This is a genomic window from Streptomyces lacrimifluminis, assembly GCF_014646095.1.
GTDB classification, from domain to species: Bacteria; Actinomycetota; Actinomycetes; order Streptomycetales; family Streptomycetaceae; genus Streptomyces; species Streptomyces lacrimifluminis.
Map to the genome: position 1 here is coordinate 41,895 of NZ_BMMU01000004.1, position 13,427 is coordinate 55,321.

The window sequence follows — 13,427 nt, forward strand, 5'->3', positions numbered from 1 at the left end:
ACACCAGGTAACACGGGGTTCACATTTGAGCAATGACCGGGAAATCGCCTGTTGACAGGCTCGCGGGCAACAAGAGCGGCGCCCCAGTGCCGCAGCGCCGCAGCACCCGCAAGTGCGCCTAGAGACCCACCCAGAAGGATGTGTCCCGTGACCTTCAAGGCTGAGTACATCTGGATCGACGGCACCGAGCCGACGGCCAAGCTCCGCTCCAAGACCAAGATTCTGGCCGACGACGCCAAGGGCGCCGAGCTGCCGATCTGGGGCTTCGACGGGTCTTCCACGAACCAGGCCGAGGGGCACTCCTCGGACCGCGTGCTCAAGCCGGTCTCCTCCTACCCGGACCCGATCCGTGGCGGTGACGACATCCTCGTCATGTGCGAGGTCCTCGACATCGACATGACGCCGCACTCGTCCAACACGCGTGCCGCGCTGGTCGAGGTCGCCACGAAGTTCGCCGCTCAGGAGCCGATCTTCGGCATCGAGCAGGAGTACACCTTCTTCGACGGCGCCCGTCCGCTGGGCTTCCCCGAGGGGGGCTTCCCGGCCCCCCAGGGCGGCTACTACTGCGGTGTCGGCGCCGACGAGATCTTCGGGCGCGAGATCGTCGAGGCCCACCTGGAGAACTGTCTCAAGGCCGGTCTCGCCATCTCCGGCATCAACGCCGAGGTCATGCCCGGTCAGTGGGAGTTCCAGGTCGGCCCGGTCTCCCCGCTGGAGGTCTCCGACCAGCTGTGGATCGCCCGCTGGCTGCTCTACCGCACCGCCGAGGACTTCGGTATCTCCGCGACGCTGGACCCGAAGCCGGTGAAGGGCGACTGGAACGGCGCCGGTGCGCACACCAACTTCTCCACGAAGGCGATGCGCGAGGGCTACGACGCGATCATCACCGCGTGCGAGTCCCTCGGTGAGGGCTCGAAGCCGCTCGACCACGTCAAGCACTACGGCGCCGGCATCGACGACCGCCTCACCGGTCTGCACGAGACCGCCCCGTGGAACGAGTACTCGTACGGCGTCTCCAACCGTGGCGCCTCGGTCCGTATCCCGTGGCAGGTCGAGCAGGACGGCAAGGGTTACATCGAGGACCGCCGCCCGAACGCCAACGTCGACCCGTACCTCGTGACGCGGCTGATCGTCGACACCTGCTGCTCGGCCCTGGAGAAGGCCGGCCAGGTCTGAGCCCCGCCTGATCCCAGACAGTGGGAAGAGGTGTCCACCGGTCGGTGGACACCTCTTCTCTGCTTCGCCCCTTCTCTGCTTCAATGGGCCCATGGCCAGCTTCCAGAAGTGCATCGCGACAGGTCGCCACGACCTCGAGCCCTTCTGGCCTTCCCGCCAGCACCACGACTTCGACCGGGTGTGTTGTCGCGCGATGAACGCGTCGGCCCTCTAACACCAGCCGTACGGCCCCTCTGACGCCGTACCTCTCGGTCTTCCGCCGACGCGCACGACGTACGTCCCCCGACGAACTCCTCGCGCGAAAGAGCTGACCTCTCATGGCGACCACTCGTACTCTCCCTCCCCTGGCCCCCTTCTCCCCCGCCTCCCCCAGCGGCTCCGCACGGCACCGGCTGCGGGCCGTCGACCGGGACGAGGTGGTCGACGTCAGGGACTTCCTGCCGCCGGGTGCCACCTGGCTGCCCGCTCCCCCGCACACCCTGCCCACGCTGCCGGGCCAGCCGCCGATGATCGGCTACCTGGTGCTCGTACCGGCCGACCAGCAGCCGCCCGTACTGCCGTTCGCGCTCCCGGACCCCGAACTGCCGGCCGCGGCCCCTGAGCGGCCCCAGGCCGACGGCGGACGTCACCTCGTACGCGTCGACAACGTGCAGCGCACCGCCGAGGTCGACGGGCAGCCGCTGGACCTCACCTACCTCGAGTTCGAGCTGCTCGCCCATCTCGTCGCCCACCCGGGCCGGGTGCACACCCGCGACCAGTTGGTCACCACGGTGTGGGGCTACGGGCACGTGGGCGACGGCCGGACCGTCGACGTCCATGTCGCCCGGCTGCGCCGCAAGCTCGGCGCCGAGCACCGCAACGCGATCCAGACGGTTCGGCGGGTGGGGTACAAGTACACGCCCCCGACCGCGCGCTGACCCGTCGACCCTGCCCACGGGATGTCCCTGGCCCCCCAGTACGGGTGCTCGGGCCCGTGACCCGGCGGGGTGCGCTCGGCGAGACTGACCGCAAGGACGACGCCGACACCGCACGAGTGCGAGTGCGAGTGGAGTGCGCACGGTCGTGCTCGCCGGGGCTCGGGGTTTGCTGCTGGCCGTCGCCTCGACCTGCGGGTCGGCCCTGCTGCTCGTGCTCTCCCTCGCCTCCCTCGCGCCGGCGTACCTCGCGGTGAGCGAGGTGCTGCCAACGCCGTCAAGCACTCCGGCGCCGAGCGGGTTCGGGTCGAACTGCGTTACGCGGAAGGCTTGTTGCGGATCGCCGTCACCGACGACGGGCGGGGTGGGGCACGGGTCGGTGGCGGGGCGGGGCTGGCCGGGGTGGAGCGGCGAATCGGTACATTCGACGGCGTCCTGGCCGTCAGCAGTCCGGTGGGCGGTCCCACCACGGTGACCATGGAGATTCCTTGCGAGTTGTCCTGGCCGAAGACCTGTTCCTGCTGCGCGACGGACTGGTCCGGCTGCTGGAGGCGTACGACTTCGAGATCGCCGCGGCGGTGGAGAGCGGCCCCGAGCTGGACCGGGCGCTCTCCGAGTCGGCACCGGACGTCGCCGATGGGGGCACCTCCCGGTTCGAGCGAAGCCGAGAACCGGGGGACGACGTACGTCTGCCGCCGACGCACACCGACGAGGGGCTGCAGTGCGCGCTGCGGGCCCGCCGGGCTCGGCCGGGGCTGCCGGTTTGCTGGTGCTGTCGCAGCACGTGGAGCGGCTGTACGCACGGGAGTTACTGGCCGACGGGGACGGCGGGGTCGGCTATCTGCTCAAGGACCGGGTGTTCGACGCGGAGCAGTTCGTGGGCGCCGTACGACGGGGGCGGCGGGCGCCAGCGCCATGGACCCGCAGGTGATCCGGCAGCTGCTGGCGGGCCGCGCCGGGGACGGCCGGCCGCTGGGGCGGCTGACGCCCCGGGAGCTGGAGGTGCTGGAACTCATGGCCAAGGGACGTTCGAACGCGGCGATCGCGGGGAATCTCGTTGTCACGGAGCGGGCGATCGCCAAGCACACGTCCAGCATCTTCGCCAAACGCGGACTCGATGTGTCGGACGATGACAACCGCCGCGCCCTGGCGGTACTCACCTATCTCGACCAGGGGCGCTGAAAGCACGCCAAAGTCGACGATATTCGCTCTCCCGCCGAACACTTGCCGTAAGAGATCCGCAACTCCCGGTATAGCCGATGGAGTTGGGGTGGAATTGTCCTACGAATCTCTCATCAATTTCTGAGGCGGCTGAACACTCCTGGGGTCCCCCTCGTATGGGATGACGCCGCTTCACTCCTGTCGGGCGCCTCGATAGCCCCGCAAGGAAGTCAGAGGAGTTCCATGGGACGCAATGCACGTAAACGACGCTCACCACTGGCCGTTCGCGCCGTGGCCGCATCCGCGGCCCTCGCGATCGGTGGTGGTGGACTTGTCTGGGCGAATTTCTACGCCTCCGCACACGAGGAGAACGGCGCCCAGAACCAGACCAAGGCGGCTGCCGCACAGATCGCGACGATCGACTGCCCTGATGTCGGCCAGAAGCTCACCAAGGTGCCGCGCAAGGCCCGGAAGGCCGTGGCCCTGGAGCTGTCGAAGCTCGACCAGCAGGTCACGGAGGCCTACAAGCGTCTCGCTGACACGCGCCAGGCCCAGGCGGGGGACGGTGGCTTCGTCAACAACGCCATCCTCGGCCCGCTTAAGTCCAAGCGGGTGGCCACCCTCGACCGGATCAACATCAACATCCGGAACGCGGGCGGTCAGGCTCCTCAGGGAGTCGACCAGCTTGCCGGGTGCACGGGTGTGCCGGCCGAGCAGCCGGAGGTCGTCGACGGCGGCAACGGTGGCAACAACAACGGCGGTAACAACGGCGGCAACCAGAACGGCGGCGGTCAGGACCAGGGCAACGGCGGCCAGGACGGCAACGGTGGCCAGGACCAGGGGAACGGCGGCCAGGGCAACGGGGACGGCCAGGACCAGGGCGACGGCGGTCAGGCCGGCAACGGCCCGGTGGCTGCCGACTTCCAGGACATCACCCAGGTTCAGCCGAACGGCGGCCCGCAGGGCGTGAACGGCAACGGGCTCCCCGCGAACGGGGACTCCGGTTCGACCGGTACGTTCACCACCGCCTGTGGCACCAACGCGAACGAGAACCGCAACTCGGACAACGTGATCGTGGCTCCCGGTGTCAGCAACGGCGCGCAGCACCAGCACGACTACGTCGGCAACCAGGCCAACAACGCGTTCGCGAGCGACCAGGACCTGGCCAACGGCAACACGACCTGCCAGAACCAGGGCGACAAGTCGTCGTACTTCTGGCCGGTGCTGCGTGTGCAGGACGGTCAGAACGACATTGACGCCAACGCCCCCGGTGGCGGCCAGGACGGCAACATCGGCACGATCCTCCAGGCCAGCCAGGCAGAGCTGAAGTTCGTCGGCAACAAGACGAGCGACGTCGTCGCGATGCCGACGGCCCTGCGCATCATCACCGGTGACGCCAAGTCCTTCGTGAACGGCCTCAACAACGCCAACACGAACTGGAGCTGCACCGGCTTCGAGGACCGGCAGCTGACGGACAAGTACCCGATCTGCCCCGCGGGCAGCTCGGTGGTACGGACGTCCTTCTTCCAGAGCTGCTGGGACGGCCAGAACATCGACAGCGCCAACCACCGCACCCACGTGGACTTCGTCGAGGCGGACGGCAGCTGCTCGAACGGCTTCCAGGCCATCCCCCAGCTCCAGGTCCGTCTGGTCTACGACGTCGCGGCCCCGCAGATCAACAACGGACAGGTCGTCAACCCGTTCGCGGTGGACTCCTTCCCGGACCAGCTGCACAAGCCGATCACCGACCACAACGACTTCATCAACTTCTTCGACCAGAACACGATGAACGAGATGGTCAACTGCATCAACAGCGGTCAGAACTGCCAGTGACCAGCTAGGAATCCGGCACTGACCAACGAGGAAGCCGGCGGTGGGATCTCCCACCGCCGGCTTTCGTCTGTCTCCCCGGACCCGCTTCGAAGGCACGCGGTCAGCTGCTGTGACCGCCACCGTTGTTGTGGCTGCCACCGGGATTCATGTGAGCGGATCCCTCCTCCAAGGCACCGCCGAGCGAGTCCTGCAGTGCCGCGACCGTCTTCTCCGGGCCGACGGCGACCCACTTGCGGCCGACGAGGTAGTAGCCGCCGTAGTCCTTCGCCCCGCTGAGCCATTCGGCCTGACCGCGGTCGGTGGCGAACGTCGCGAGGACGAACTTGCCGTCGGAGTTCTTGCAGACGGCCTGGCGGATCGTGTCCGCGTCCGTCTGCATGTTCGGCTTGCAGCCCGCCTCGCTCGCCAGGTGTTCGAGGCTGCCGGTCGCGGCGACCGGCACCGCGTCGGTGGCATCGTGCCCGGAAGCGTGCTCGCCACCGCCCCCACAGCCCGTGAGTGCCAGCCCCAGCACCGCCGCGGCTCCGGCCGCCGCACGTTTCGGTCGCGTCAACCTCATCTGTCGTCCTCCGGTCGTTCCGACGCCGAGCCCGATCGGCCCATGCCGCGGACAGCCCCGGCAAGGGGCCTCCTCTTCGATACGGCTCCCACGCGCCCAACGCTCAATGGGCTCGCCTCCCGCTGCACACCCGTGCGAGAGTGAGCCGGTGAACGAAGACTGGGAGCAGCGTACGACGGCCGCCTGGGCCACCATCGACGACTACGACGAGGACCACGCGGCCGACTTCCGCGCCGTGATCGACACCCTCGTCGCGGAACTGCCCGCCGACAGTCCCCTGGCCCCCTTCGAGCAGGCGTGCGCCTGGGACTCGACGGGCCACTCGGACCGGGCGGTGCCGCTCTACCGGGAGGCGCTCGCGCACGGGCTCAGTGGGTACAAGGGCCGACGTGCCAGGATCCAGCTGGCGAGTTCGCTGCGGAACATCGGGCAGCCCGAGGAGGGCGTCAAGCTGCTCACCCCCGAACTGGACGCCCCCTCCGACGAGTTGGACGACGCCGTACGAGCGTGTCTGGCGCTGTGCCTGTCCAGCCTCGGCCGCGACCGTGAGGGCCTCGCGCTGGTCCTCGGCGCCCTCGCTCCCCATCTGCCGCGCTACCAGCGGTCGATGGCGAACTACGCCCGTCTGCTGACCGACCCCGACAGCTGACTCCCGGGCGGCCAGGTGACCATCCGACCATTCGCTCGTTCTGCTGAACGTGCAGTCACAGGATGTCGCCTTCAGCCCCAGCACCGGTAACAGCGCCAAGGGCCGCCCCGTCGTCGACGTGGAGCAGGCCGAGGCCGCGCTCGTCGAGCACTACCCCCGGCTCGTCCGGCTCGCCTATCTGGTGCTGCCGCCGAGCCTCGGCCGGGGCCGACGAGTCCTGACCGCCCACGCCCTCACCCAGCGCGCGCTGCCCAGGGGACGCACGGCCACGGCCGCGATCCCGGCCCAGCCGAAGGGCCGCGCGGGCGACCCCGGTTACGCGCTCGTCCGCCTCCAGGTGCTGCGTACGGCACTCGCGGCGGGACAGCCGTGGCGGGGCCGCACGCTGCCGAGACGGTCGCAACTGCCGCCGCTGCTCCCCCAGGTGTGGGGCCTGCGGCTCTTCCCGCGTTCGGGCGGCGCCGAGGAACTCGCCCTGGACCAGCGGCTGTCGGCCCTTTCCGGCCCCGCGCGGGCCGCGTACGTCCTGCGCGGTCTGGAGAAGCTCCCGGACTCCGACGTACGCGCCGCCCTGGAGGCCGCCGGGGTCGACCGGCCGGTCGAGGCGCTCCGGGAGGCGGACGAGGTCCCGGCGCGGTACGCGCTGCTCGACTCCGCCGAGTTCGACCCCTGTTCGCTCCAGGCCCGTCCGACCGACCTGATGCGACGCAGACAGCATCTGAAGGCCGCGCTCGTCGCCGCCGCGGCCGTCGCGGTGTGCGGCGCGCTGCTCGGCCTGCCCGGCGACGGCTGGGGCCCGGACGGGGCAGCCGCCCCCGCGTACGCGCAGAACCCGGCCGCCGAGGCCGCCCTGGACCCGGCCCGGTTGACCCGGGTGGCCCCCGCCACCTGGAAGTCCTCCGCGCGCACCGACTTCTCCGTCTGGCCCGCGCGCGGTGACCTCGTCGGCGACAGCGCCCTGCTGCGCCGCGCCCTCGCCGTCTGGGCCCGCCCCGGCGAGACGGTCCAGGTCTCGGCCACTCCCGGCACCCCGTCCGGCGGCCCGGCCGGCCCGCCCCAGCTCCTGTACGCGGGCACTGTCGACGCGGCCCACGTGGTGATCCTCTACGACGGTCTGCGTATCGCCCGGTACGCCGAACCGAAGGACGGCACGAGCGGGGCCGCGCTCGACTTCGCCCGTGTCGACGGCGCGACCGGCGCCGAGGCCGACGCGGTGGTGCTCGGCCGGGCCGACGGCAACGTCCGCTATCTGACGGCACCCTGGGTGCTCAAGGCGGAAATGCGGGACCTGCGCAGGCCGGCGGCGACGCCGATCGACCTGGGGCTGGCCGAGGGAGTGACCGGGCCGCTGGCCAGCCCCGTCGCGCAGAAGGGCACCTGCCGGTCCTGGAACACGCTCCAGGTGACCGACGCCGGTGGCGCCCGTCTGCTGAGCGACCTCGCCGAACTCGTCCCGGCCCACCTCACCACGGGCCGTCCGGCCGCACCCCGCGAGTCGTCCACCCCCACGGCGCTGGCCACGTGGTCGCCCTTCGCCTGCTCCCTCGCCACGATGCACTCCCAGGGCGTGCGCTCCGTGAACGCCTGGCAGTACGCCGAGCAGCCGCTGCCCGACGCGAGCGGCGCCGCCGACTGGGTGTGCACCCGCGCCGAGACCTGGCGGGGTGAGGGCGCCCAGGTCCTGGCCCAGTTCCACACGCCGGGCGGGGTGTACGGGGCGGTCGCGGCGAAGTCCGGGAGCAGCCCCGCGTGCGGTCCCCGTGACCCGAACGTGCTCGCCGGTGTGCTGTGGAAGTCGGGGGCGGGTGAGTGGTACATGCTGGCCGCCGGAGCGGAGAACACCGCGTCGATCACGGCGACGGGCGGGGTCACCTCGTCGGCGCGGGGTGCCCTGCTGGCGGCCAGGACCCAGCAAGGGGCTCAGGCCGGGTTGAAGGGGACGCTCAAGGACGGGCGGGCCATCGGAGGGTTGCGTTAGGCGCGGGCCCTGCGGGGGCTTGTCGCGCCCGCGCGGCGGAGCCGCGCATACGACACAGCCCCGCGCCCCTGTAGGACGCGGCTCCTGCTGACACATGCGTCAACAAGTCTGCGCGCAAGGCTTCCCCCGCCCTCCTACCCGTCAGTACATTGACGCCATGTCCAACAGCCCCGATCCCGCACCCTCCGAACAGGTACCGCCGCACAAACCGCTCAAGGCGCGCAAGGTGTCCTTCTCCTGGGAGGGCACCCCGCTGCACTGGGTGCCGGGGGATCCGTTCACCTCGCACACCATCAACGTGCTGCATCTGCTGCTGCCCGCCGGTGAGCGGTGGTTCGTGCACGTGTACAAGCAGGTGCTGCCGTACATCCGTGACGAACGGCTGCGGGCGGACGTCGTCGGGTTCATCGGGCAGGAGGCCATGCACTCCCAGGCCCACGACGAAGTCCTCCCGCATCTACGGGAGTCGGGGCTCGATCCGACGCCGTACACCGCCCAGGTCGACTGGCTCTTCGAGAAGCTGCTCGGCGACAGGTTCCTCCTGCCGGGCCGCCGGGCGCGCAGGTGGTGGCTCATGGAACGGGTCGCCGTCATCGCGGCCATCGAGCACTACACGGCGTTCCTCGGTGACTGGATACTCAACGCCTCGGAGCTGGACCGGCGCGGCGCGGATCCGACCATGCTGGATCTGCTGCGCTGGCACGGCGCCGAGGAGGTCGAGCACCGGTCGGTGGCCTTCGACCTGTTCAGGCATGTCGACGGCGGCTACCGGCGACGCGTGCGGACCTGGCTGACGGGGTTGCTGGCGATGTTCTTCCTGTGGCAGCGCGGGGTGCGGTTCTTCATGGCGAACGACCCGGCCCCGAATCTCCGCAAGCCGACCTTCCGGGGCTTCTACGTGCGCGGGAAACGGGGCCTGCTGCCGTCGACCCGGGCCATGGCCAGATCGGTGCCGCGTTATCTCGCCCGGGACTACCACCCCTCCCAGGAGGGCTCCACCGAGCAGGCCGTCGCCTATCTGGCCTCCTCCCCCGCCGCCGTCGCCGCCGACAGGGGCGCCGCCTGATGCCCCGGCCGCTGACTCTCGCGCTCACCGCCGGGGCCGCGCTGCTCGCCCGGCGGGCCGTGCGCCGCCGGATCGAGGGCTCGCCGCTGTGGCCGCTGCCCGCGCTGGCGGAGCCGGTCTCCGGCCGGCCGCGCTCACGGGCCCTGCGACTGACGGTCGCCGCGCACCAGACGGTCGCCGACGGGGTTGTCCAACTTCAGCTGGAGGGGCGGGAGTTGCCGAGCTGGGCGCCGGGGGCGCATCTCGACCTGGTGCTGCCTTCGGGGCTCGTGCGGCAGTACTCGCTGTGCGGGGATCCGGCGGACACCTCGTCGTACACCGTGGCCACGCGGCTGGTGCCGGACGGGCGTGGAGGCTCGCGCGAGGTGCACGAGGAACTGCGGGCGGGCATGGCGGTCGAGGTGCGCGGCCCGCGCAACCGTTTCCCGCTCGCCCCGGCTCCGGCGTACGTCTTCGTGGCCGGGGGTATCGGCATCACCCCGATCCTGCCGATGCTCCGGGCGGTGAGCGCCCAACCCGGCCTGGAATGGCGGCTGTTGTACGGGGGCCGCAGCCGGGCCTCGATGCCGTACCTCGCCGAGATCGAGAAGCTGGGCGCGGGCGACGGCCGGGTGACAGTAGTCGCGGAGGACGAGGACGGGCTGCCCGACCTCGACGCGCTGTTCGCGGGCGTGGCGGCGGACCTGCCCGAGGGCACCGCCGTCCACTGCTGCGGCCCCGAGGCGCTGACGGCGGCGGTCGAGGCCCGGGTTCCCGAGGGTGCCGTGCTACGTCTGGAGCGCTTCGCCCCGGGTGCGTCGACCGGGGGCGACCGGCCTTTCGAGGTCGAACTCCGGCGCAGCGGGCGGACGTTGACGGTGGCTGCCGACTCGACCGTGCTGGCCGCCGTACGGGCGGAGCTGCCGGACACCGCGTACTCGTGCGAGCAGGGGTTCTGCGGAACCTGCCAACAGCGCGTGCTCGCGGGGGAGGTCGACCATCGCGACGAGCTGCTGACCGATGCCGAGCGTGCGGAGTCGATGCTGATCTGTGTGTCGCGGGCACGAAGGAGTCCACTTGTGCTGGATTTGTGAACATCCTCGGTCGGACCCGTCCGTTGCGGGCCGTATTCGATCGGTAAGGTGTTCGCATGACAACCGGGGTTCGCCGCAGAATGGGAGTCGAGGAACGCCGGCAGCAGTTGATCGGCGTCGCCCTCGAACTGTTCAGCCGCCGCTCGCCCGATGAGGTCTCCATCGATGAGATCGCGTCGGCCGCGGGCATCTCGCGCCCATTGGTCTACCACTACTTTCCCGGCAAACTCAGCTTGTACGAGGCCGCGTTGAAGCGTGCGTCGGACGATCTGGCGGGCCGGTTCGTGGAGCCGCACGAGGGTCCGCTGGGCGCGCGGCTGCTGCGCGTGATGCGCCGGTTCTTCGACTTCGTCGACGACCACGGGCCCGGCTTCGCGGCGTTGATGCGCGGTGGTCCTGCGGTGTCCGCGGACGAGGTGCGTTCGAGCAGCGCCTCGGCGACGAACGCGCTCATCGACGCCGTACGACAGGCCGCGTATGTCCAGATCCTGTCGCATCTGGACCTGACCGCCGAAGAGGCGCCCGCCCGGCTGGAGTTGGTCATCCGGACGTGGATATCACTCGTCGAGTCGACCGCGCTGATCTGGCTGGACGGGCGGCGCGTGCCGCGCGGTGAGCTGGAGGCGCAGCTCGTGCACGACTTCGCGGCGCTGGCCGCCGTGAGCGCCGCCTATGACGAGGAGATGGCCGCACTGCTGCGCCGGATGCTCAAACAGGAGCCTGCCGACGGCCCGTTCAGCGACCTGGTCACACGGCTCATCTCGCTCGCCTCGTAACCCACTGACGGTCGGCCGGACGGGTCAGCTGTCGAACTTGCGGTAGGAGTCGTCGAGTTCGCGGACCTCGACCGAGGCATGCAGAGCGAGGCCCTCGACAGGCTTCACATACTTGCGCACCAACTCCAGTACGGCTTCGGTCAGTTGGGCCTTGGTCTCGACGGTGCGCCCGGTGAGCATGCCGATCCAGACATGCACGATCGCGTGGCCGTCGCTCTCCGCGCCGACCGTGGCGTCCTCGGTACGGCGGAACTGCGTCTTGCACGCCTCGGGCTTCGCCTTCGCCGTGGCGACGACCTCCTCGTGCAGCGCGAGCGCGAACGCGCGCCGGTCGAAGGCCTCGGTCAGCGGACCCGAGTAGTCGACGGTGATCTGCGGCATGGGTCAAACCCCTGTTCTACGACGGCACGGCCACCACACCCTAGCCGTTGGTGCCGGCCGTTGGTCCTGGCCGTTCGCCCTAGTCAGCGAGCCGCAGCGCCAGCATCGCGATGTCGTCCTCCCGGTCGTGGCCGAAGGAGACCAGCAGTGTGTCGCAGAGGGCGTCCAGGCCGGGCAGCGCGCCCGAGGCCGCCGCGCGCAGGTGTTCCATGGAGTCCGCGAGGTCGGTGCCCCGGGTCTCGATCAGGCCGTCGGTGATCAGGAGGAGCCGGTCGGTGGCTTCGAGGAACAGTTCGGTGGGCGGCGGATGCGCGAGGCCCACGCCGAGCAACGGACCCGCGGCCTTGGCGTAGTCGGCGCCGCTGTTGTCGCGGATGATGAGCGGCGGGATATGGCCGGCGTTGGCGATACGGGTGCGTCCGGTGCCCGGGTCGACGTGGACCAGGCACACGGTGGCCGTGACCTCGGGGTGGTAGCGCTGGAGCATCCGGTCGAGGCGCTCGGTGAGCACGGCCGGGTCGCTCTCGTCGACGCAGTAGGCGCGCAGCGCGTGCCGGATCTCGACCATGACGGTGGCCGCGTCCAGCGAGTGCCCGACGACGTCACCGACCGCGGCGAGGACGCCGTCGTCGGTGCGCAGGGCGGCGTAGAAGTCGCCGCCGATCTCGGCGTCCCGGGACGCGGGCACGTACCGGACCACGACATCGATGCCCGGGAGGTCGGGCAGCCGGTCGGGGCGGGGCAGGAAGCTGTGCTGGAGGGTGAGGGCGACATGCCGCTCGACCTGGTACATGAGCAGTGGCTCGGCGGCGAGCACGGTGGCCTGTGCGAGGCGGGCCACCAGGGACTCGTTCTCGGGGCTCACCCTGCGCGTCCCGCGGGTGGGCGTGGCCAGGCACACCGAGGCCCTGCCGTCCTCGGTGGGGATCAGTACCAGGCGGGCGTCGTGCTCCATGCCCGGCCGGAAGAACCCCGCGGGCCACAACGGCGAGGGCACGGTGGTGATCTGCACCCCGCTCTGCCCACGGGTGAGCCGCCGGAGCAGGCCCGCCACGACGCGGTGGGCACTCTCGTCCGGCATGGCCAGTGTGGTGCGGTCGCGGGAGGTGGCGCGGTACAGCTCGTCGTCCGGGCCGAGGAAGAACACGGCGGCGGGCGAGCCGGTGAGCCGCGCGGTGCCCTCGGCGGCGGCGTCGGCGAGTTCCTGAAGGGAGCGCGCCGCCTGGATGGTGAAGATCGTCTCCGACAGCCGGGTCAGCCGTCGTGCCAGTGCCTGGTCGTCGGCTCTCAGCCGCGAGGCGCGCACCGCGGCCCGCAGCACCGCGTCGATCTCCCCGGGCTCGGCGGGCATCGTCAGATACGCCTCCCCACCCGCCTCCAGCCCGTCGGACCGGTCGCCCGGGGACACCCAGGAGGCCGAGAAGTGGACGACGGGCAGTCCTGCCATGTGCGGCCGGGTCTTGATCCGGCGGCACAGTTCGACCCCGCTCACACCGGGCAGATTCATGTCGATGAGGCACACGTCGGGCAGGACGCCCTTGCGCAGCCGTACGTCGAGTTCGGCGAGCGCCTCGTGTCCGCCGGCGACCGGGACGACCTGGTAACCGGCGCGACGGAGCAGGGCACTCATCGCGTAGCGGCCGGCCGCGGTGCCGTCCACGACGAGCACGGTGGTGTCGGTCCGCTTGCCGTTGCCGTCCATCTGGCCGCCCTTGGACACACCGGTGGGGCAGACCAGGGTCTAGGGCCTGTCGTCACATTCCCGTCGTCCGCCCGGAGGGCGGGCCTGGCGCCCGCCGCGGCAGCGGCTCGTGTCTGAGTAGGTGCGTGCTCTCGGCGTGCCGGGCGCAGGCCCTCGTAC

At 70.7% G+C, this 13,427-nt stretch carries 11 protein-coding genes and 2 pseudogenes; 10 read left to right on the forward strand and 3 right to left on the reverse strand.

Annotation, left to right across the window (positions count from 1 at the left end):
• Positions 1 to 147: 147 nt before the first annotated feature.
• The 5 genes and pseudogenes from glnII (at position 148) to IEY89_RS07780 (ending at position 5,084) form a co-directional block, all read left to right on the forward strand.
• Positions 148 to 1,176: a glutamine synthetase gene (glnII, locus tag IEY89_RS07765; RefSeq protein WP_189146549.1), complete on the forward strand. Its 1,029-nt coding sequence runs from the start codon at positions 148 to 150 to the stop codon at positions 1,174 to 1,176.
• A 317-nt stretch (positions 1,177 to 1,493) separates the two neighbouring features.
• Positions 1,494 to 2,093, forward strand: coding sequence for a winged helix-turn-helix domain-containing protein (locus IEY89_RS07770; RefSeq protein WP_189146550.1), 600 nt, complete (start codon positions 1,494 to 1,496; stop codon positions 2,091 to 2,093).
• Between the two features lie 238 nt (positions 2,094 to 2,331).
• A pseudogene (locus IEY89_RS40460) lies at positions 2,332 to 2,591 on the forward strand (ATP-binding protein); the annotation flags it as partial.
• Positions 2,579 to 3,272: pseudogene (locus IEY89_RS07775) on the forward strand (LuxR C-terminal-related transcriptional regulator). The pseudogenes IEY89_RS40460 and IEY89_RS07775, both read left to right, overlap by 13 nt.
• A 222-nt stretch (positions 3,273 to 3,494) precedes the next feature.
• Complete coding sequence (locus IEY89_RS07780) at positions 3,495 to 5,084, forward strand: DUF1996 domain-containing protein (protein ID WP_189146551.1); 1,590 nt, start codon at positions 3,495 to 3,497, stop codon at positions 5,082 to 5,084.
• Between the two features lie 100 nt (positions 5,085 to 5,184).
• Here the strand turns inward: IEY89_RS07780 and IEY89_RS07785 are convergent, their stop codons facing one another.
• A complete protein-coding gene (locus IEY89_RS07785; RefSeq protein WP_189146552.1) occupies positions 5,185 to 5,643 on the reverse strand; it encodes a hypothetical protein in 459 nt (152 codons plus the stop codon).
• 106 nt (positions 5,644 to 5,749) lie between these two features.
• Between IEY89_RS07785 and IEY89_RS07790 the strand changes: the two genes are divergently transcribed.
• The 5 genes from IEY89_RS07790 to IEY89_RS07810 all read left to right on the forward strand — a co-directional run bounded on the left by IEY89_RS07790 (position 5,750) and on the right by IEY89_RS07810 (position 11,185).
• Positions 5,750 to 6,292 (forward strand): tetratricopeptide repeat protein, encoded by a 543-nt coding sequence (locus tag IEY89_RS07790; RefSeq protein ID WP_189146553.1) that lies wholly within the window; start codon positions 5,750 to 5,752, stop codon positions 6,290 to 6,292.
• A gap of 49 nt (positions 6,293 to 6,341) precedes the next feature.
• Entirely contained in the window at positions 6,342 to 8,270 is a 1,929-nt protein-coding gene (locus IEY89_RS07795; RefSeq protein WP_189146554.1) for an amino acid adenylation domain-containing protein, read from the forward strand.
• A 157-nt stretch (positions 8,271 to 8,427) separates the two neighbouring features.
• Complete coding sequence (locus IEY89_RS07800; protein WP_189146555.1) at positions 8,428 to 9,336, forward strand: metal-dependent hydrolase; 909 nt, start codon at positions 8,428 to 8,430, stop codon at positions 9,334 to 9,336.
• On the forward strand, positions 9,336 to 10,409 hold the full coding sequence (locus tag IEY89_RS07805) for a PDR/VanB family oxidoreductase (protein ID WP_189146556.1): 1,074 nt from the start codon (positions 9,336 to 9,338) through the stop codon (positions 10,407 to 10,409). The genes IEY89_RS07800 and IEY89_RS07805 overlap by 1 nt, the downstream gene beginning before the upstream one ends.
• A gap of 56 nt (positions 10,410 to 10,465) precedes the next feature.
• The gene (locus tag IEY89_RS07810) at positions 10,466 to 11,185 is read left to right on the forward strand and encodes a TetR/AcrR family transcriptional regulator (protein ID WP_189146557.1); all 720 of its coding nucleotides are present in this window, start codon (positions 10,466 to 10,468) and stop codon (positions 11,183 to 11,185) included.
• A 24-nt stretch (positions 11,186 to 11,209) separates the two neighbouring features.
• Here IEY89_RS07810 and IEY89_RS07815 read toward each other — a convergent pair whose 3' ends face one another.
• Positions 11,210 to 11,566: a 5-carboxymethyl-2-hydroxymuconate Delta-isomerase gene (locus IEY89_RS07815; protein ID WP_189146558.1), complete on the reverse strand. Its 357-nt coding sequence runs from the start codon at positions 11,564 to 11,566 to the stop codon at positions 11,210 to 11,212.
• A 79-nt stretch (positions 11,567 to 11,645) separates the two neighbouring features.
• Positions 11,646 to 13,268 (reverse strand): fused response regulator/phosphatase, encoded by a 1,623-nt coding sequence (locus IEY89_RS07820; protein ID WP_189146913.1) that lies wholly within the window; start codon positions 13,266 to 13,268, stop codon positions 11,646 to 11,648.
• Between the last annotated feature and the right edge of the window lie 159 nt (positions 13,269 to 13,427).

Coding starts and splice junctions, on each gene's coding strand:
- IEY89_RS07770 (WP_189146550.1), top strand. CDS start 1,494: ATGGCGACCACTCGTACTCTCCCTCCCCTGGCCCCCTTCTCCCCCGCC.
- IEY89_RS07780 (WP_189146551.1), top strand. CDS start 3,495: ATGGGACGCAATGCACGTAAACGACGCTCACCACTGGCCGTTCGCGCC.
- IEY89_RS07785 (WP_189146552.1), bottom strand. CDS start 5,643: ATGAGGTTGACGCGACCGAAACGTGCGGCGGCCGGAGCCGCGGCGGTG.
- IEY89_RS07790 (WP_189146553.1), top strand. CDS start 5,750: ATGGGCTCGCCTCCCGCTGCACACCCGTGCGAGAGTGAGCCGGTGAAC.
- IEY89_RS07800 (WP_189146555.1), top strand. CDS start 8,428: ATGTCCAACAGCCCCGATCCCGCACCCTCCGAACAGGTACCGCCGCAC.
- IEY89_RS07805 (WP_189146556.1), top strand. CDS start 9,336: ATGCCCCGGCCGCTGACTCTCGCGCTCACCGCCGGGGCCGCGCTGCTC.
- IEY89_RS07810 (WP_189146557.1), top strand. CDS start 10,466: ATGACAACCGGGGTTCGCCGCAGAATGGGAGTCGAGGAACGCCGGCAG.
- IEY89_RS07815 (WP_189146558.1), bottom strand. CDS start 11,566: ATGCCGCAGATCACCGTCGACTACTCGGGTCCGCTGACCGAGGCCTTC.
- IEY89_RS07820 (WP_189146913.1), bottom strand. CDS start 13,268: ATGGACGGCAACGGCAAGCGGACCGACACCACCGTGCTCGTCGTGGAC.